This is a genomic window from Pyxidicoccus sp. M6, assembly GCF_055568925.1.
The window spans coordinates 9,212,547-9,231,275 of the sequence record NZ_CM145714.1 but is presented as its reverse complement, the minus strand read 5'-3'; the positions used below and the strand labels follow the sequence as shown (position 1 = coordinate 9,231,275).

Below are 18,729 nucleotides of genomic sequence, written 5' to 3'. Positions count from 1 at the left end.
GATAAGAAAACCAGCCCTCCGCGTCTCTTGGTTGAAACGGAGGGGGTCCGTGAGAGCGAATACGAGACTGTGGGTGGTGAAGGCGCCATCTGGGGGGGAGTTCGAGGCTTTCGCGTGGCGCGTGCAACCCACCTTGTTCGCCATCCTGGGTCGGTACTGCGGGGGGATTGAGCACGAGCTCGAAGACCTGGTGCATGACGTCCTGCTCCGGGCGCTGCTGCGGTGGGAGCAGCTGAGGGATTTGGACGAGGACGCGCAGCGAGCGTGGACGGGGCGCGTGGCCCACAACTGCTTCCTGGACCGGTGCCGCCGGAAGGGAAGCGAGTCGAGCCGCATGGATGCGCTGCTGCGCCTGCAGCAGCAGTCCGAGCAGGTGGACGACACGTGGGAGCCGGAGCTGTGGGAGTTCGTCGGGCCGGAGGACCTGCTCCAGGCCGTGGAGCGGCTCAGCAGCCCGAAGCTGCGGCGCACCTTCGAGCTGTTCCTCCAGGGACACTCGTACGCGGAGATTGGAAAGGACACGGGAGAGAAGCCCGGCACGGTGGGCGCGCGGCTGACGCGGGCGCGCCGGGAGCTGCGCGAGCTGCTGCGTGAGCCCGCGGAGCGGCGCCGGAGGGAGCGGAGGCGATGAACGCGGACGGATGTGATGCGTTACCGCGCTTCCTCGATGGCGAGATGCCACCCGAGGAGCAGGTGCGCTTTCGCGAGCATCTGGCGGGATGCGATGTGTGCTCCGACGAGCTTGCCGAGACGCTGCATCTGGAGCTGCTGGGACAGGTGACGCTGGAGGAGGGGCCGGTGCGCTCGCCGCCGCCCGTGCGCGTGGCGAGCGCGGTGAAGCCGCCGTGGTGGCGCCACCGGCGGGTGTGGCTGTCCGGCGGAGTCGCGCTGGCGTCCTCGCTGCTGGCGCTGCTGCTGGTGCTGTGCTTCCGGCAGGGCGGCGCCGAGGACTTGGCCTGGCTCGTCGCGGCGGACGGCCGGCCCCTGGAGGCCCGGCTGACGTACGCGGTGGTGGACCCGCACTACCGTCGCTACGTGCCGGAGCGGAGCGGGGCAGGGGAGCCCGCGCCCGTGACGGCGCTGCCGTTGCACGAGTTGTCCCGCCTGGAGGCGCGCAAGGACGTGCACGGCATCGCCACCGCGTACCTGCTGTACGGCGCGCCGCTGCAGGCCCGCGCCTTCCTGGAGCGGATGCCGCCCTCCGCCTCCAGGGACTGTGACCTCGCGGTGATTGCCCTGGAGCGCGCGAGGGAGGCACGGCCCGCGGACTTCGAGGGCATCCAGCAGAAGCAGGCGTACCTGGAGGAGGCCCTCCAACTGCTGAACGGGGTGCTGCGTGGGGAGCCCGTGCACCCGCAGGCGCTGTGGAACCGCGCGCTGGTGCTGCGCGAGCTGGGGCTGACGCTGCTGGCGGCGGAGGACTTCGAGGAGGTGGCGAAGCTGGGCGAGCCCGGTTGGAGCGAGGAGGCGTGGGGCCACGCGCGCAGGCTGCGCGACGACACCCAGGCGCGAGGGCGGGAGTGGACGGACGCCTCCGCGCTGATGAAGGACCTGCTGGCGGAGTCGGACGCGCGGCTGCCGCTGGACGAGGTCCGCGTGCATCCCGGCCTCGTGCGCCGGGCCTTCTACGACGCCGTGCGCTCGGCGCCCTCGCGTGACGCCGTGCAGCGGCTGTTGCCACTGGCGCAGGCCCTGGATGCGCTGCAGGAAGGCGAGGCCCCCGTCCTCGCGAGCTACGTGCAGCGCGTGGCGGAGCGGGACTTCACGCGCCGGGGGCCCGCGGCGCGGCGCTACGGACGGCTCGCGCGCGGGGAGGTTCCGGCAGGTGGAGAGTGGGTGGAGGAGCTGCGGCGCTCGGGCGAGGAGGACCTCCTGCTGGGGGCGCTCGTGCGCGTCAGCGAGGCGGGGCAGGCGGTGGACGGGGAGCTGCTGGCGCGGCTCGCCGGGGCGCAGGCAGACCCGTGGCTGACGCTCCAGGCCGAGCAGGTGTGGGCGATGCAGGACGCACGCGACAACAAGGCCTGGTGGAAGGCCGAGCAGCGGCTGAGGACGGCGCTGGACGCGTGCCAGGGCCCGGTGCTGATGGACCGCTGCCTCGCCCTGGAGCGCGAGCTGACGCGCCTCTACCTGGGCCTGCACCGCCCGGCGGAGGCCTTCCAGTACGCGTGGCGCGGCTGGGAGCGCGCGAAGGCGGCGCGGGAGTGGAGCTTCGAGCAGGAGTTCCTCCAGGAGCTGGCGGACGTCACGCGCTACCAGCACGCCTTCTCCAGCGCGCGCGCGTACCTGGGCGAGTCCCTGGCGCGCATGCCGGAGGACTGCGGGGCCCGCACGCGCGTGCACCGCACCCTGGCCTCGGTGGAGTGGGAGCGCTTCCACCCGGATGATGCCCGCCGCGCCATCGACCGCGCGCTCGCGTGCGAGCGGCCGCTGGGGCTGACGGGCGCCATGGTGCTGTCGAACCTGGCGCGCGCCCTGCCCGAGCCCGGAGACGGGGCCGCGCTGCGCCGCGCCCTCGCCGAGCTTCGCCGTGAAGGCGTGTCGCCCGGCCGCGAGGCGCTGCTGCTCTTCATCGAAGGGCAGTTCGAGCTGGCGCGCTCGCTCGCCTCGGGGCAGGGGCAGCTCTGGCGCGCGGTGGAGCTGGCGGAGCAGTGGCCGGATGACGTGGACGCGCGCGAGGCCCGGGCGCACGCGTACGGGGCCCTCATCGCCGAGGCGGCGCGGGCGGGAAGCTGGAGCGAGGTGCTCGCGCTGCAGGGCCGCCAGCTCCGGCTGGCGGAGGTGCCGGAGCGCTGCATGCTGTCCGTCTCCCTCCACCACGAGCGCACGGTGGTGGTGGCCCGCGGGCCGGCAGGCCGGCTGCACGGGCACTACGACGCGTCGCGCCCCGGGCCGCCGAGCGCGGCGGAGTCGCTGGTGCCCGCGCACCTCGTGGAGGAGCTGCGCGCGTGCGGGCACGTGGACGTGCTGGCCCTGCCGCCCGTGCACGGCCTCACCGGGCTGCTGCCGGTGGACATGGCCTGGAGCTACCGCGTGGGCCGGCGCGTGCCGCTGGGGCCGCCTCCGGCCTTCGGCGCCGCGCGCCACCTCGTGGTGACGGACGTGGCGGACCCGCCGTCGCTGAAGCTGCCAAGGCTTCCGCCGCTCCAGCCGCCCCGCGTGCCGGACCCGTGGCGCGTGGAGGTGCGCGGGAGTCAGGCCACGCCGAAATACGTCCTGAATCAGATGGAGGACGCCAGCGAGGTGGAGCTGCACGCGCACGGACTGTTCAGCTCCTCGGTGTCGGACGCGTCGCTGGTGGTGCTGGCGCCGGACGCGGACGGCCGCTACGCGCTCACCGCGGACCGCGTGCGCCAGGTCCGGCTCACCCGCGCGCCGGTGGTGCTGCTCGCCACGTGCAGCGCGGCGCGGACGGCGCCCTACGTGTTCGAGCCCTTCAGCCTGCCGGTGGCCTTCATCCAGGCGGGGGCGAGCGTGGTGCTGGCCTCCACGACGGACATCCCCGACACGGCGGGCGCCTTCTTCGAGGAGGTGCGCGAGCTCATCCGCTGCAAGCTGCGCCCGTCCGTGGCGCTGCGCGACGCGCGCGCGCGGTGGCTGAAGGAGCACCCCGCCGACGCGGGCTGGCTCACGCACGTCCTCCTCTTCGAGTGAGCCTGCCTGCTCCCCCTGGAAGTCGGGGAGCGCTGTCGGCCGGGTGGCGTAACTCCGCGCCGCCGCGTCGCTTTCCGGACGACCACCCAAGGATTCCCTCCGAGCGCGTTCCGAAGAATGCGTGCAAGGAGCGGGGTGGTCGATGAGGGTTCAGCGCAAGGTCACGGTCCTCCCTCATACCGGGGCCTATATCCAGGAGTCGCTCACACGGATGCTGCCGACGCCTGCTGGCAGAGGGGAGGCCACATGAGCTCCCAGTGCGACAAGTTGTACCTCTTCCTGGACGGTGAGCTGGGCCCGGTGGACGAGGAGAAGTTCCGCCACCACCTCGCCCGCTGCGAGCCGTGCGCCACGGGGCTGCACGAGGCGATGCAACTGGAGTTGCTCAGCCTCTACTCGCTGGGTGACGCCGACGCCGCGGCGAGGCTCCACACGGCGCCGGTGAAGCCCGAGCCCGCGTTGAAGAAGCGCCGGCCCCTGCTGACGGTGCTGCCCGGAGGGCGCGTGACGGCGGGCGCGCTGCTGGTGTTGCTGCTGGCCGGGGGGTACGCGACGTTCTCCGTCGTCTCCTCGTCTCCGCGCGTGGTGCCGCGCGAGGTATGGCTCGCCCACGCGTCCACGCGCCTGCTGGAGGCCCGGGTGGCGTACGCCCCCGCGGACGGGCACCGCCCCTTCGCGCCCCTGCGCAGCGCCACGGGGATGCCCGAGGCGCTCCGGCCGCCACCGCTGCGCGACCTGGCGGACCTGGAGGAGGCGGGGGACTTCCACGGCATCGCCGCCGCGTACCTCGTGCGCAAGGACTGGCGGCAGGCGTCGGACTTCCTCCAGCGCACGCCCCCGTCGCCGGACCGCGACTGTGACAGGGCCATCATCCTCCTGGACCAGGGCCGCCCCCGGGACGCGCTCTCGCTGCTGGAGGGCGTGCTGCGCCAGGTCCCCATGCACCCGCAGGCGCATTGGAACCGGGCGCTGGCGCTGCGGGAGTTGGGGCTGACCCTCCCCGCCGCCGAGGCCTTCGAGGCCGTGGCGAGGCTGGGCGAGCCCGGCTGGAGCGAGGAGGCGCTGATCCGCGCCCGCGCGCTCCGTCATGAAACACAGGCACGCGGGGTGACGTGGAACACCGGCCTCGCCGCGGCGCGCTGAGCCAGGGTTTCAAAAGACTCTGGTTATTGTTTCGTGTTCCCTGTCTTCCGGGTTGTTTCACGGGGCATTTCCCCTCGGGGAGGTGCCCCGGAACTTTTTTGAGCAAAACGCACAAGAAAAAGGGCTGTGTACGTATTTGGAAGTGAAAGGCGGGCGCGGCCGGGGGGCAGCGCCGCCAGCATCGCAAGGGGGGAGTGATGTTTCGTTGTGACGCGCGTGGCCATGGGGAGGCCAGTGGATTGTGGGCGCCCGAGGAGGGACGCGGGGCGGTCGGGGGGCCGTGGGCGGCGAGGTCGGAGGCAGGCGTGGGGGTGGTGGCGCCGGACGAGCGGGGGGACGCGCGGTATTCGATGGGGGCCAGTGGTACCGATGAGGACCGGGGGGGACTGGAAATGGAGCTGATCTACGAAGACGACCTGGAGTTCCAGATCGCCAGCTTCTGAAGCAGGCGCGGAAGTTCGCGCCCCAGGTCCTCCGCCTCCTGGAGTCACCAAGGGACTCCAGGGGCGGGGGGCCTCCGGTTTCATGAGGTAGTAGGGTGCGGGGCTCCTTCTCGACAGGGAGACCTCGAATGCGTGGTGGAAGCTGGGCCATCCTCTCGTGCGTGCTGCTGGCCGCCTGTGCCACGCCGGCCCGGAGGGGAAGCGGTGACGACTCACCGCCCCTGCTGAAGTGGTCCGAGCAGATTGCCGTGCGCGAGGCCTGGCTGCAGAAGCGCCATGGGCTGCTCTTGGACATGATGCGCCGCCATGGCGTGGGCATGTGGATTGTCGTCAACGAGGAGTTCCACGACGACCCGCTGACGCAGTTCGTGGCGCCGCCGCGGCCGTACGCGGGCAACCGGGACATCTTCATCTTCGTCGACGCGGGCGCCGAGGGGCTCAAGCGCGTGGCGCTGACGGGCTACACGGAGGCCGTGCTCACGCGCTTCTTCGAACTGGCCGCCGAGGGGCGCACGCCGCGCGAGGTGCTGGGCGAACTGGACGCGCGCTACCACCCGAAGACGATTGCGCTGGGCATCGGCGGCAGGCGCGGCGTGACGCGCAGCCTGACGCGTGACGGCTACGCCTTCCTGGTGGAGGCGCTGGGCACGGAGGCGGAGTCGCGCTTCGTGAGCGCGGCGCCGCTCATCGAGGAGTACCTGGACACGCGGCTTCCGGAGGAGTGGGAGACGTACCACGGCCTCGTGCAGCTCACGGACGCGGTGGTGAAGGAGGCCCTGTCGACGTCGGTGATTACTCCCGGGAAGACGACGGTGGGCGACGTGCGCCGCTGGCTCTTCGACAGGCTGTGGGAGCTGGGCGTGAGCACGTGGTTCCAGCCCGACCTGCGCGTGCAGCGCAAGGGCATGGCGGCCTCCTCGACGCGCGGCTTCCTCGCGCCCGCGACGGAGGACGTCGTCATCCAGCGCGGCGACCTGCTCCACGTGGACTTCGGAATCACATACATGGGGCTGAATACGGACTGGCAGAAGATGGCGTACGTGCCGCTCGAGGGCGAGTCGGACGTGCCGGCCGGCTTGAAGAAGGCGCTCGCGAACACGCATGCGCTGCAGGACGCGCTGATGCTGCGCGCCTCGCGCCCGGGCCGCTCGTCGGCGGACGTGTACGAGCAGACGATGGCGGAGATGAAGGAGAAGGGAATCGAGGCGATGGTGTACAGCCACCCGCTGGGCAACCAGGGCCACGCGCTGGGGGCGAGCATCGACTTCCGCTCCGCCAGCCGGAAGGAGGAGCCCCGGCTCTTGCGCGAGGGCTCGTACGCCGCCATCGAGCTCAACACGGCCACCGCGGTGCCCGAGTGGAACGGGCAGAAGGTGTTCGTGATGATGGAGGACCCCGCGTACCTCACGGCGGAGGGCTGGAAGTTCTTCGTGCCGAGGCAGGAGGCCTTCTACCTCGTCGGCAGCGGCGTCTTCACCACGCGCGGCGCGGAGATGCACTGACGGCCGTCAGAAGCCGATGCCGGCGCCCACGCCGAGGGCCCACATGCGCGAGGCGCCGGGCGCGCGGATGCCGTCCGGTGTGTCCACGTCGATGCGCACGCCCGCGCGCGCGAAGCCGGAGCCGAGGCGGGCGCGGACGAAGGGCTCGAGGGAGAGCAGCGAGTCCCGCCCGTCCCACGTCGCGTCGGTGAGGTGCGGCGACACGACTTGGGCGCGCAGGCCGGGCTCCAGCAGGCCCAATCCGAGGGATGCCTCCGCGCTGGCCTGCGCGACGAAGTGGGTGTCGTCCGACGAGTGCGAGACGGGCACCAGCATGCCGATGGCCACGTCGGCGCGGAGCTGGAAGCCGGGCAGGTCCATGCCCACGGCGAGGGGTAGCACCACGGAGGTGGTGTCGAGCGCCCACAGCCACGGGTCCGCCAGTCCGCGCACGGCGGAGGCGGTGGCGTAGTTGGCGCCCTCGGCGGCGGTGGTGGCCTCGCCGGCCTCGCGCGCGTCGTGGCGCAGGGCGATGGGCAGGGCCACGGCGGCGCCCACGCGGGCGAAGAGGACGTCGTCCGCGAAGGTGCGGGTGTGGTGCAGGCCGACGAGGAGGTTGGACGGGCCGACATGGCTCCACTCGCGGCTGCTTCCCGACGCGAGCGTGGTGTAGGGCAGTCCCCAGTCCAGGCGGAGCTGGCCGTGCTCGGACACCTTGAAGCCAGCGGAGAGCGTGGGCGAGAAGTGCCGGGTGGACACGTCGTTCAGCTTCGGCGCCGACGAGAAGAGCAGGGTGGTGGCGATGAAGTTGTCCGGCTCGCGGACCTGCGCCGTGGCGGCGGTGCTCGCGAGCGCGAGGCAGGTGGCGAGGAGCCACGCGGCGGCCCGGCGGTGCGGGGCGCGACGGCGGAGAGATGTCTGCATACGGTGTTCCCGTGAGGCCTGTCCGGCTCACGGCCCCCTGTACTTCCTGGAACACCGGTAATGACGAAGACGGTCACCCGTCCTTCAACACTTCGGCTGATTTTTCGCCGTCCGTGCTCGGGCGGACCCGACAGCGCCGCGTCTCATCCTGCGACAGTCCGAGAGCGCGCGTTCGAAAGAGGGGCTTCGGCAAGCGCATCAGGGTGGACACACATCTGCCCCCTCACGAGGGAATTCATGCACCGGCGCGGGCTGTTATGTTCCCGCCATCCGAGGGCAACCCGATGACACCTGTCGTGAGCGCATTGCGAGAGCTGTTCACCCATCGCCTTCCGCCGTCGGATGCGCCCCATCCCGACCCCGTCGCCTTTCAGCCGGCTCCGCTCGAGGCGTTCGCGGCCCGCGTGAGGGACGCCTACGCGGCGGACTCCCGGCTGTTGGACCCCGCATTCGCCGGGTCCTGGCGAGCGTTGATGGACCACACCCGCGAGGTCCACGCGCTCGTGAAGCCCCTGCTGAACATCGAGTTCTCGACGCGGACCCTCTACTCCGGCCCCGAGGACATCACCGCCGATGTCGCGCGCGGGCGGCTCGAAATCAACACCGAGCACTGCGAGCACCCGCTCTGGACGCCGGAGGAGAACTGCCTCTTCCGCGTCGTGCATGACGTCCTGCCGCACGTGCTGTTCCAGCGGACCTTCACCCTGGAGGGAGAGGTCCTGGCCTACCATGACCATCTCCGCTGGGCCCCGCCCGAGGCGAAGCTGGCGCTGTTCACTGAAATCTTCGGCTACGCGGCCATCCGCTACACGACGGGCTTCTACCCGCCGCAGCAGAAGTGCATCGTCTTCCCGGAGCTGCTCGCCGAGTACGAGGCGTCGTTCCTCCCTCGCAAGGGCGCCTCGCATCCGGCCGCCTGAAGACGTCGCCCTCCCTCAGGCCGCCTCGGTGGCCCCGCGCCCGCTCACGTCCGCCCAGGTGAGGCCGAAGCGCGCGAGGTACTTCTTCAACCGGTCCGCGTCGTTGACGCTCTTCTTCTGCGCGCGTGACTGAGCGAACAGCACGCGTCCGGCATCCGACAGCGTGCGCGAGGCCCGGCACACGCTCAGCACGTCCGCGAGCTGCACCCGGTCGAACCGGTCCAGCTCCCGCGCCAGGTCCTCACCCAGGATTTCCGCCACCTGGTCCGCCGCTCCGGCGCGAGCCTCGGCACCGCGCGCCCCGGCCGGACGCCACTGCTCGCGCAGCCGGGCAATCTCCTCGTCCACCACCTCGCGGGTAATCCGTCCTCCGGCGGCGAGCGTGGCCATGCGCAGCACCGCGGCATTCAAGTCCCGGAAGTTGCCGGACCACCGCGCGTCCGGCGACGTGGCGAACCCGAGGAACCGCTCCTGCGCCTCCTTGTTCATGGTGACGCGCTCGCCCATGGCCTCGGAGGCCTGGTCCAGCTCGTAGAGGAGGTTGGGCGGAATGTCCTCGGGGCGCTCGCGCAGCGCGGGCAGCCGGAAGGTCCACAGGTTGATGCGCGCGAGCAAATCCTCACGGAAGCGCCCGCGCTCCACCTCCACCTGGAGGTCGCGGTTGGTGCCGGCGATGAGCTGGAAGTCGCTCTCCACCTCCTTGTCGGAGCCCACCGGCAGGAAGCGCTTGTCCTCCAGCGCGCGCAGCAGCATGGCCTGCTCGTCCGCGCCCAATTCGCCAATCTCGTCGAGGAACAACACGCCGCCATTCGCCTGCCGCAGCAGGCCGGGCCTGTCCTGCAGCGCTCCGGTGAAGGCGCCCTTCACGTGGCCGAAGAGCGCGGACATGGCACCGTCGCCGCGCAGCGTGGCGCAGTTGAGGTCCACGAAGGGGCCGGCCACTCCGCGCCGCGTCTTCTTCAGCGCGTAGATGCGGCGCGCGAGCTGCGACTTGCCCGCGCCGGTGGGGCCCGTAATCAAGAGCGGCGCCTTGGAGTGCACGGCCACCTGCTCAATCCGCTCGATGAGCCGGTTGAAGGCGGCGTTGCGCGTGTCGATGCCGGCCTTGAGGAAGGACAGGCCCTCGCGCTGCTCCTGCCGGAAGCGCGCGGCCAGCGTGTCGTACCGCGACAGGTCCAGGTCGATGAGCGTGTGCGAGCCCGGCCCGGAGCGCTCCCTGCCGGTGCCTCCGGGCGACACCTGCACCAGCCTCCCGGGGATGAACCGGCTCTCCACCAGGAGGAACATGCAGATCTGCGCGATGTGCGTGCCCGTGGTGATGTGGACGAGATAGTCCTCCTCCTCGGGGTTGAAGGTGTAGCCGCGCACGTAGTCGAGCAGCGCGCCGTACGTCTCCTCCAAGTCCCACGGGTTGTGGATGTCCAGCGACGTGAGCCGCACCTCCGTCTCCGGTGACACCTGGCCGATGTCCGCCCGCACCGTGCCCGCGAGCGACACCGCGTTGGGCGGGTGGAGCAACTCCAGCCGGTGCACCACCAGGTCCTCCTGCTGGCACAGCGCCACCGTGGGCCGCCACCGCGTCCACCGGTGCGGCCCCTGCCCGTTGTCCAGCGTCGTCCCCAGCATCCCGAGGACCACCGTCTTTCGCGCCCGTGTCTTCGCCATGCAGATAGGACTTTATCCCATGGGATAGGAGAAGGCACCCTGTCCGGAGGGCCTTCCCTCGGAAGAAGGGTTGGCACGCCGGCTGCTCTACCTCGCGACGTGCCCGGGACGCAGAGCCCGGGCGGACGACCGAAAGGTATGAAGGCCATGAACCGCAACAACGCGAACTACGAGGTGCTGTCGGACGAGGCGGGCCGCCCCATCAAGGCGTGGACGGTGGGTGTGCCGTTCGAGGACGAGGCGAAGCAGCAGCTGAAGAACCTCCGGGGCCTCCCCTTCATCCACAAGTGGGTCGCGGTGATGCCGGACGTGCACCGCGGCTACGGCGCGACGGTGGGGAGCGTCGTCCCGACGGTGGGCGCGGTGGTGCCTGCGGCGGTGGGCGTGGATATCGGTTGCGGGATGATTGCGGTGCGCACGACGCTGCGCGCGGACCAGCTTCCGGACTCGCTGCGCGGGGTGCGCTCGGCGATTGAGCGCGCGATTCCGCACGGCCGTACCGACAACGGCGGCCGTAACGACGCGGGTGCGTGGCGCTCGGCGCCGAAGGCTCACCAGGAGGCGTGGTCGCGGCTGATGGTGGGGTACGACACCATCGTCGGGAAGCACCCGCGCATCGGCCGTGGGCCGGACCTGGCGCACCTCGGTACGCTCGGGACGGGTAACCACTTCATCGAGCTGTGCCTGGATGAGTCGGACGGCGTGTGGCTGATGCTGCACTCGGGTTCGCGCGGGGTGGGTAACCGCATCGGGAGCCACTTCATCGAGCTGGCGAAGGAGGACATGCGCCGGTTCTTCATCCACCTGCCCGACGCGGACCTGGCGTACCTGCCCGAGGGTACGGAGCACTTCGACGACTACGTCTTCGCGGTGAGCTGGGCGCAGGACTACGCGGCGACGAACCGGGCGCTGATGCTGCAGTCGGCGGTGGACGCGCTGAAGCTCAGTGGTGAGCTGCCGCCCTTCGAGCTGGCGGAGGAGGCGGTGAACTGCCACCACAACTACATCTCCCGTGAGCATCACTTCGGGAAGAACTGCTTCGTGACGCGCAAGGGCGCGGTGCGGGCGCGCGAGGGTGACCTCGGCATCATCCCCGGCAGCATGGGGGCGCGTTCGTACATCGTCCGCGGGAAGGGGAACGCGGAGGCTTTCGATTCGTGCAGCCACGGCGCGGGCCGGGTGATGTCGCGTGAGGCGGCGAAGAAGCGCTTCACGCTGGAGGACCACGCGAAGGCGACGGCGGGGGTGGAGTGCCGCAAGGACGTGGACGTCATCGACGAGACGCCGGCTGCGTACAAGCCCATCGATGCGGTGATGGCGGCGCAGGCGGACCTGGTGGAGGTCGTCCACACCCTGAAGCAGGTGGTGTGCGTGAAGGGGTAGGGCGCTCGAAGTCAAAGACAACCCCAGACAGCCCACGAGGTGGCCATGCCGGGATGAAGACACCGAGGCGCCCGCTTCCCCCTGAGAGACCGAGAGGTCGCCAGGAATGGGGGGAGCGGGCGCCGCTATTTTTGGGTAGGTGTCAGACTGTCCCGGGTGGCGCGTGGGTCGCGGGGAGCGAGGAGGATTCAAGACATGGTCCGCATCGATGGTTCCAAGGGAGAGGGGGGCGGCCAGGTGCTGCGCACGTCGCTGGCGCTGTCGCTGGTGACGGGGACGCCGTTCACCATGACGAACATCCGCGCGGGCCGGGCGAAGCCGGGCCTGCTGCGCCAGCACCTGACGGCGGTGAAGGCCGCGGAGGCGGTGGGCGCGGCGGAGGTGTCCGGCGCGGAGCTGCACTCGAAGGAGCTGACGTTCCGTCCGCGGGCGCTGGCGGCGGGCAACTACCACTTCTCGGTGGGCACGGCGGGCAGCGCGACGCTGGTGCTGCAGACGGTGCTGCCGGCGCTGCTCATGGCGCAGACGCCGTCCACGCTGATGCTGGAGGGCGGGACGCACAACCCGGCGGCGCCGCCGTTCGACTTCCTGCAGCGGGCGTACCTGCCGCTGCTGAAGCGGATGGGTCCGGAGGTGGAGGCGACGCTGGAGCGGCCGGGCTTCTTCCCGGCGGGCGGAGGAAAGTTCCGCGTCGACGTGCACCCCGCGCCGCTGAAGCCGCTGAGCCTGATGGAGCGCGGACGGGTGCTGCGCCGCGACGTGAAGGCGGTGGTAGCGATGATTCCGTTCGACGTGGCGAAGCGCGAGCTGGACACGGTGGCGGGAGCGCTGAAGTGGCGGCCGGACGAGCTGCGCACGGAGGAGCTGAAGCGCGCTCCGGGGCCGGGCAACGTGCTCATGGCGGAGGTGGAGAGCGAGCACGTGACGGAGGTCTTCACGGCCTTCGGTGAGCGCGGGAAGCCGGCGGAGACGGTGGGCGAGGAGGTGGCGGAGGAGGTGAAGCGCTACCTCGACGCCGAGGTGCCGGTGGGCGAGCACCTGTGTGACCAGTTGCTGCTGCTGCTCGCGCTGGCGAAGGGTGGAACGTTCCGCACGCTGCCGCTGGACGGGCACGCGGAGACGCAGCTGCACACCATGGCGCACTTCCTGGACGTGAAGGTCGAAGTCCGCGAAGTATCTCGCAAGGTGCGCGAGGTGGAGGTGCGCGGCTGAGCCCGCGCCGGGAGCCCACGCATGGCATAGAGTCGCGCGCCCATGCGACTCCACTTCACACGTCTCTCCCTGGTGCTGTCCTCCCTGCTGCTCGTGACTGGCTGCTCGCGTGGAGGTGGCGGCACAGGTGGGCTCCAGGCGGACGTCGCGGCGCACTGCTCGGAGCTGCAGCGCAACGCCCAGATGATGGCACTCGGCTACCGGCAGGGACTCAATGACCTCCCGCACCTCGGCGGCGAGCTGTCGGGTGGCCTGCTCACGAAGTTCTACGGTGAGGCGAGCTGGTGTGCCCGGGTCCGCTCGGAAGGACAGAAGGAATTGGTGGCGCTGACCCAGGAGCTGTCCGTCCTCCTCGACGAAATCAACGCCCGGGCCCCGGAGGCCGCGCAGGGCAAGCGCGTCGGTGAAGGCTGGTCCGCACCGGAGGCGAGCTCCGCTCGGGCCGAGGTCTCCGCGAAGCTGGACCGCGTCGCGGCCATCGTGGCCGAAATCAACAAACGCCCGCTCAAGCACTGAACCGGTGTCTCAGCGTACGAAGCCCGCCACGGGATTCTCGAAGACCTTGCTCACGCCCGCCATCGTCCGAATCCACGCGTGCGCCGCTTCTCCGAGCCGTCCATAGACACGCACGTCGACGGGCTTCACGACGTCCAGGAGCGCCTTGAACTCGGGCCATCCGGAAATCATGTGGATGTGGTCCATGACCTGGCTGGAGTCCGCGAAGGTGATGACCGCGCCCGCTTCCGTCTCACCCGGGCTCCCGTAGAACCGCACGCCGATGAGGGTGCTCACGCCCTCGATTTCCAGGCGCCGCACCGCGGCCCGGATGGTGGCGGCGAACACGTCGAAGGGCGCCAACAGCTCGAACACCTCCACGAGGGTGATGCGCTCATGGGCTGGCTGCTTCATCTCTCCGCTCCTTGGCCGGGCTCCCTCTCTGCATAATCACCGCATGCCGCCAGGAACCATGAGCGCCCGCATGCTTGCCGTTGTCCTCTTTTCACTGGTCATCGGTTGTGCCGGCACCACCGCGAGCACCCGAGCGCTCCCCGCTCCGGAGGTGAGCACCGTGGACGCACTCTTCCGTGACTACGCCGCGCCGGACAGCCCTGGCGCCAGCGTCGTGGTGATTCATGATGGACAGGTCGCGCTGCGCCGGGCGTACGGCCTGGCCAACCTGGAGCAGCGAGCGCTCGCCACGCCCGAGAGCAGCTACCGGCTCGCGTCACTCACCAAGCAGTTCACCGCCACGGCCATCCTCCTGTTGGTGCAGGACGGCAAGCTGAGACTCGACGACCGCGTGGTCGATGTCCTCCCGGGCTTCCCGTCCTACCTGCGCGAGGTCCGCATCCAGCACCTGCTCCAGCACACGTCGGGCATCTGGGACTACGAGGACTTCGTTCCGTCCACGCAGGCGGTGCAGGTGAAGGACCGCGACGTGCTGGCGTTGTTGTCGCGCGCGGACCGGACGTACTTCGCGCCGGGCACGGCGGTGCGTTATAGCAACTCCGCCTATGCAGTGCTGGCGCTCGTCGTGGAGAAGGTCAGCGGAATGTCCTTCGCGCGGTTCCTCCACGAGCGCGTCTTCGTTCCCAGTGGCATGCCTCGCACGGTGGCACATGAAGAGGGCGTCTCCACGGTGCCGAGGCGCGCGTATGGCTACGCCGCCGGCCAGGGCGGCTTCATTCCCAGGGACCAGAGCCCCACCAGCGCCGTGCTCGGCGACGGCGGCATCTACACGTCCGTGGTGGACCTCGTGGCGTGGGACAAGGCGTTGGACTCGCATGGACTCGTGAGCGCGGAGAACCAGCGGCTCGCATGGACGTCGCCGGTGCTTCCGGATGGGACGCTCAGCACCTATGGCTTCGGCTGGTTCGTCGATGATGACGGTGGCCGCAAGCGCCTGTCCCACCACGGAGAGACGTGTGGCTTCACCAACGCCATCGTGAAGTACCCGGAGCAACGCCTCACGGTCATCGTTCTGACGAACCGCGCGGGCGGGGAGCCGTGGCGAATCGCGCAGAAGGTCGCGGACCTGTGGCTCGGCACGCCCGGTGCGCTGCCCTGGCCTTTCGAGCGCATGCCCAACGCGCACTGAAAGAAGGACCCCATGGCCGGGCACCACTGGCCGGCCATGGGGCTCACCGCGTGGCTACGTCACGGTCCGACGAAGCGTTGGATCTGGCCGCCTCCGATGCCCCATACCGTCCCATCCGCCGCGGCGGATATCTGGTTGAGCGAGCCGAGCACGGGCGCCCAGCTCGAGCCGTTGAACTTGAACACGTGATTGCTCGGGTCGAGGCCCCAGATGTTGGAGGCATTGCCGACGGACACGTAGATCATGCCGGCCGGCCGGGTGAATGCGTTCCACGAGGTGCCATTCCACTCGAGGACGCGCAGGCTATCCGCCGGGTTGGTGGCCCACATCACGCCGTCCTCGCCCATGGAGATGCGGTCCACGCAGCAGATCTTCTGCTCCCAGGCCGAGCCCGTGTAGCGGTACAGGTAGCCGGTGGTGTCCAGGCCCCAGATGGTGCTCGCATTGGCGATGGTGACCTGCTTCATGCCGGTGGGGATGTTGAAGGCCCAGTTGGTGCCGGTCCACCGCAGCACGCGCATGCTGTCCGGCGGGTTGGTGGCCCACAGCGCGCCATCCGACGACGCGGCGAGCTCGCTCACGCAGCAGGACAGGGAGGTCCAGCCGGAGCCGTTCCACTTGTAGTGCCGCCCCACCGTGTCGAGCAGCCAGATGTTGCTCGCGCTGCCGACGGCGACCTGCTTCGGAGTGACTCCCGGCGGCGGGGGCACCACCTCGAACGCCGTATCGAGCGGGACGACCAGCGAGTAGAGGAACCGGTTGGGCGAGCCATTCGGGTCCTGGATGACGTTCGCCGTGCTGGCGCCCAGGATTGCCTGCGTCACGGCGGCCGGAGTGGCGGTGGGGTTCTTCTGGAGGTAGAGCGCGGCCACACCTGCCACGTGGGGCGAGGCCATGGAGGTGCCGTTCAAGTTGGCGGTGGCGGTGTCCGAGGTGTACCAGGCGGAGAGGATGTCCACGCCCGGCGCGAAGAGGTCCACGCAGGTCCCCCAGTTGGAGAACCCGGCACGTGTGTCATTGATGTCCGACGCGGCCACGGTCAGCGCCTCGCCGGTGCGCGCGGGGCTCCTGGTGCACGCGTCCACGTTTTCGTTGCCCGCCGCGACGACGTACGTCACCCCGGCCGCGATGGAGGCACGCACGGCGTCGTCGATGGGCGAGTACGCACCGCCGCCCAGGCTCATGTTGGCCACCGCGGGCTTCTGGTGGTTCTTGGTCACCCAGTCGATGCCGGCGATGACGCCGCTGTAGCTTCCGCTTCCGTTGCAGCCGAGCACGCGTACGGCATGGAGCCGCACGCCCTTGGCGACACCGGAGATGGTGCCTCCGATGGTGCCGGCCACGTGCGTGCCGTGGCCGTTGCAGTCGCTCGCGCCGAGTCCGTCGTTGATGGCCGTGAAGTCCAGGGTGGCTCGCCCACCAAACTCCACATGCGAGGTGCGGATGCCCGTGTCGATGACATAGGCATTCACGCCCTGGCCCGTGGTGGACTGCACGTAGCGCGTGTCATACACGCGCGGGTGCGTGTCGAGACGGTCCAGGTCCCATTGGGCGTTGTTCTGCACGGCGATGGGCTCGATGGTTCCGTCCTGACTCACCGACTTCACGCGCCGGTCCGTGCCGATGGCGACGGCGCGGCCGTCATTCAGACCGCTGGCGGCGAAGCCCAGCAGGCTGCCGTCAAATACGTACAGCAGCGTTGCGTGGAGGTGCTCGGTCAACTCCTGCGCCGCGGCCTGGGCTTCCTCCGGCGCCACCTGGGTTTCGTCGAAGGTGAAGATGTACTGACCTTCGATGGGATTCTCCGGCCGCTCGATTGCGGGGACTGAATTCGGGCGGCCGTTTCGTGGTTGTGCACTGACACTGGTGGCGAGCAGCAGTCCCAATAACAGACGCTGCGCCAGACGACTCGAGTTCAACGACATGTGTGTCCCCCTTTTGGGTCTGTGTTGCGGCCGGGAGCTCTTCCAAGTTCCGGGCCAGACTTCGCTTTGCGTGAATGCAGCGCAGTCCCAGGGTGTTGTCGTGCGGCTCGATTCCTGGATCTTCCGTCGCGCGAGGCGCGGACACGTCAACGCGCGGGCCGAGGCTTGGGGTGACACGTCAAATGCTTATGTGTATGGGAAAGCCCCAGGGTCCGAGATGAACGGAGGGTCAAAGCTGATACGTCAGGGCCGAGCTGCTACGTCAGTGCATACAAGTAGGGTGAAGCCGCAGGGTTTGAACTGACGCACCAGTGCATGCAGTCGTCGAGGTGGTGAGCCGGCCGCGACCATGAACGTCTCCGCGGGCACGCTCACGGACGTGCCCATCCTGCTGGAAGGCCAGCTCAGCGAGCCCGTCGTCCATCGCGTGCTTGCTCATCGTCGAGGGGGCACCCACCGCTCGAGGTTGCCCGCCCGGAAACCGGGCGGTGAGGGCCCCGCTCCCTCGCGCGTGAATCCGTGCCAACCCTGAATGGGGCCTCGCCCGAGAAGCAGGCAGGCCCGCGGTCACGCAACCTCATGAGTAGCGCGAAGTGGGGCCTACGCAGCATGTATCCACGCGAGGAGGAGCTCGCGTGGCCGAAGTTCCCGAAGTCGAAATCATCGTCAGGGATTTGAGGCAGGCCGTCGTGGGCCGCCGCATCACGGATGCGGAGGTGGTGGCTCCGGTCGCCGTGCGCTTCCCCTCGCCGCCGGACTTCGTCGAGGCCCTGCGCGGGAGACGAATCACGGAGGCCCACCGGCGGGCGAAGTTCATCCTCCTGCCGCTCGACGACGGGCGGACGCTCGCCATCCACTTCATGCTGTGGGGCGACTTGAAGCTGCGCCCCCAGGGGAGCGAGCGCGCTCCCGCGACGCTCGTCGTCTTCACGCTCGAGGGTGGGGAGGAGCTGCACCTCACCGACACCCTCGGCTATGCGCGCGTGGCGGTGGGCACGGCCGCCGAGGTGACGTTGCGCCTGAAGCTCGACGAGCTGGGTCCCGAGGCGCTCGATGACACCTTCACGCCCGACGTCCTCGCGCGGCAGCTCCGCAGGCGCAGGAGCCCGCTGAAGACGGTGCTCCTCAACCAGCGCGTCGTCGCGGGCCTGGGCAATCGCGACGCGGACGAGAGCCTGTGGCAGGCGGGCCTGGACCCACGGCGGCTCGCGTCGTCGCTCACGTCCGAGGAGGTGGCCCGCCTGCAGCGCGCCATCCGCGCCGTGCTGGAGGAGGGGCTGAGCCTGCGTGGTACGCAGAAGGACCTGTTCGGCGTGCAGGGACAGGCGAAGCACCGGCGCAACGTCTTCGGCCGCACCGGGGCGCCATGTCCGCGCTGCGCCACGCCCGTCTCGCACCTGCGCATCGGCGGGCGCAACACGCACTGGTGCGCCACCTGCCAGCCCGAGTCGGGCACGAAGGCCGAGCCGCCCGCGCAGGCGTCGCTGTTGTGAGCGAGCAGACCGCACCGGAGAGGTAGCGGCGGACGCTCCGTCTCGCGGAGTCCCAGGCGTCACTGTTGTGAGCCATCAGCCCGGACGCTGAGACACACCGCGCCGGGTGTGCGCCGGGCCGGACCGCTGTTATGAAGCCGGCGTGTCCGACGTCACCGAGCCTCTCCCTCTCGACGCCGCGCTGGCCCGCGCCAGCGAGGAGCTGGGCTTCCCCAGCTACTACCAGTCCACCGTGCGACCGCTGCTGCGCAATCCGGAGGGGCGCTGGCCTCGCTGCTGCGGCGGAGGCTGTGAGCCCTGCGCCCAGACGCTTCACAGGGTCGCGATGCGCGCCCTGGAGCTGATGGGCACGCCGCGCCAGGCCCCGCTTCCGGACTGAATCAGGAGCCGC

16 protein-coding genes are annotated in these 18,729 nt (G+C 70.1%); 12 read left to right on the top strand and 4 right to left on the bottom strand.

Going from position 1 to position 18,729, the window contains the following annotated elements:
- Positions 1–121: 121 nt before the first annotated feature.
- From ACVTJA_RS36165 to ACVTJA_RS36145, 5 genes are all read left to right on the top strand, one after another.
- A complete protein-coding gene (locus ACVTJA_RS36165) occupies positions 122–631 on the top strand; it encodes an RNA polymerase sigma factor (protein ID WP_465826696.1) in 510 nt (169 codons plus the stop codon).
- Positions 628–3,651, top strand: a complete 3,024-nt coding sequence (locus ACVTJA_RS36160) for a zf-HC2 domain-containing protein (protein ID WP_465826693.1) — start codon at positions 628–630, stop codon at positions 3,649–3,651. The genes ACVTJA_RS36165 and ACVTJA_RS36160 overlap by 4 nt, the downstream gene beginning before the upstream one ends.
- A gap of 246 nt (positions 3,652–3,897) precedes the next feature.
- A complete protein-coding gene (locus ACVTJA_RS36155; RefSeq protein ID WP_465826691.1) occupies positions 3,898–4,794 on the top strand; it encodes a tetratricopeptide repeat protein in 897 nt (298 codons plus the stop codon).
- Positions 4,795–5,099: 305 nt separating this feature from the next.
- The gene (locus tag ACVTJA_RS36150; RefSeq protein WP_465826690.1) at positions 5,100–5,237 is read left to right on the top strand and encodes a hypothetical protein; all 138 of its coding nucleotides are present in this window, start codon (positions 5,100–5,102) and stop codon (positions 5,235–5,237) included.
- A 128-nt stretch (positions 5,238–5,365) separates the two neighbouring features.
- Positions 5,366–6,739 (top strand): M24 family metallopeptidase, encoded by a 1,374-nt coding sequence (locus ACVTJA_RS36145; RefSeq protein ID WP_465826688.1) that lies wholly within the window; start codon positions 5,366–5,368, stop codon positions 6,737–6,739.
- 6 nt (positions 6,740–6,745) lie between these two features.
- Here ACVTJA_RS36145 and ACVTJA_RS36140 read toward each other — a convergent pair whose 3' ends face one another.
- Positions 6,746–7,642: a hypothetical protein gene (locus ACVTJA_RS36140; RefSeq protein ID WP_465826685.1), complete on the bottom strand. Its 897-nt coding sequence runs from the start codon at positions 7,640–7,642 to the stop codon at positions 6,746–6,748.
- Positions 7,643–7,938: 296 nt separating this feature from the next.
- On the opposite strand from ACVTJA_RS36140, the gene ACVTJA_RS36135 reads away from it, so the two are divergent.
- Positions 7,939–8,562 carry a hypothetical protein gene (locus tag ACVTJA_RS36135; RefSeq protein WP_465826683.1) on the top strand — a complete coding sequence of 208 codons (624 nt, stop codon included), beginning with the start codon at positions 7,939–7,941 and terminating at the stop codon, positions 8,560–8,562.
- Between the two features lie 15 nt (positions 8,563–8,577).
- Here ACVTJA_RS36135 and rtcR read toward each other — a convergent pair whose 3' ends face one another.
- Entirely contained in the window at positions 8,578–10,227 is a 1,650-nt protein-coding gene (gene rtcR / locus ACVTJA_RS36130) for an RNA repair transcriptional activator RtcR (protein WP_465826682.1), read from the bottom strand.
- A 147-nt stretch (positions 10,228–10,374) separates the two neighbouring features.
- On the opposite strand from rtcR, the gene ACVTJA_RS36125 reads away from it, so the two are divergent.
- The 3 genes from ACVTJA_RS36125 (at position 10,375) to ACVTJA_RS36115 (ending at position 13,338) form a co-directional block, all read left to right on the top strand.
- Complete coding sequence (locus tag ACVTJA_RS36125) at positions 10,375–11,610, top strand: RtcB family protein (RefSeq protein ID WP_465826679.1); 1,236 nt, start codon at positions 10,375–10,377, stop codon at positions 11,608–11,610.
- A gap of 195 nt (positions 11,611–11,805) precedes the next feature.
- Positions 11,806–12,822 (top strand): RNA 3'-terminal phosphate cyclase, encoded by a 1,017-nt coding sequence (rtcA, locus tag ACVTJA_RS36120; RefSeq protein ID WP_465826675.1) that lies wholly within the window; start codon positions 11,806–11,808, stop codon positions 12,820–12,822.
- A 42-nt stretch (positions 12,823–12,864) separates the two neighbouring features.
- On the top strand, positions 12,865–13,338 hold the full coding sequence (locus ACVTJA_RS36115) for a hypothetical protein (protein ID WP_465826672.1): 474 nt from the start codon (positions 12,865–12,867) through the stop codon (positions 13,336–13,338).
- A gap of 9 nt (positions 13,339–13,347) precedes the next feature.
- Here the strand turns inward: ACVTJA_RS36115 and ACVTJA_RS36110 are convergent, their stop codons facing one another.
- Positions 13,348–13,731, bottom strand: coding sequence for a hypothetical protein (locus ACVTJA_RS36110; RefSeq protein ID WP_465826671.1), 384 nt, complete (start codon positions 13,729–13,731; stop codon positions 13,348–13,350).
- 58 nt (positions 13,732–13,789) lie between these two features.
- On the opposite strand from ACVTJA_RS36110, the gene ACVTJA_RS36105 reads away from it, so the two are divergent.
- Complete coding sequence (locus tag ACVTJA_RS36105; protein WP_465826668.1) at positions 13,790–14,920, top strand: serine hydrolase domain-containing protein; 1,131 nt, start codon at positions 13,790–13,792, stop codon at positions 14,918–14,920.
- 59 nt (positions 14,921–14,979) lie between these two features.
- Here the strand turns inward: ACVTJA_RS36105 and ACVTJA_RS36100 are convergent, their stop codons facing one another.
- On the bottom strand, positions 14,980–16,845 hold the full coding sequence (locus ACVTJA_RS36100) for a S8 family serine peptidase (RefSeq protein ID WP_465826667.1): 1,866 nt from the start codon (positions 16,843–16,845) through the stop codon (positions 14,980–14,982).
- Positions 16,846–17,480: 635 nt separating this feature from the next.
- Here ACVTJA_RS36100 and mutM point away from each other — a divergent pair.
- Both mutM and ACVTJA_RS36090 read left to right on the top strand, forming a co-directional pair.
- Entirely contained in the window at positions 17,481–18,338 is an 858-nt protein-coding gene (mutM, locus tag ACVTJA_RS36095) for a bifunctional DNA-formamidopyrimidine glycosylase/DNA-(apurinic or apyrimidinic site) lyase (protein ID WP_465826664.1), read from the top strand.
- A gap of 142 nt (positions 18,339–18,480) precedes the next feature.
- Positions 18,481–18,717, top strand: coding sequence for a hypothetical protein (locus tag ACVTJA_RS36090; RefSeq protein ID WP_465826661.1), 237 nt, complete (start codon positions 18,481–18,483; stop codon positions 18,715–18,717).
- Positions 18,718–18,729: the final 12 nt, after the last annotated feature.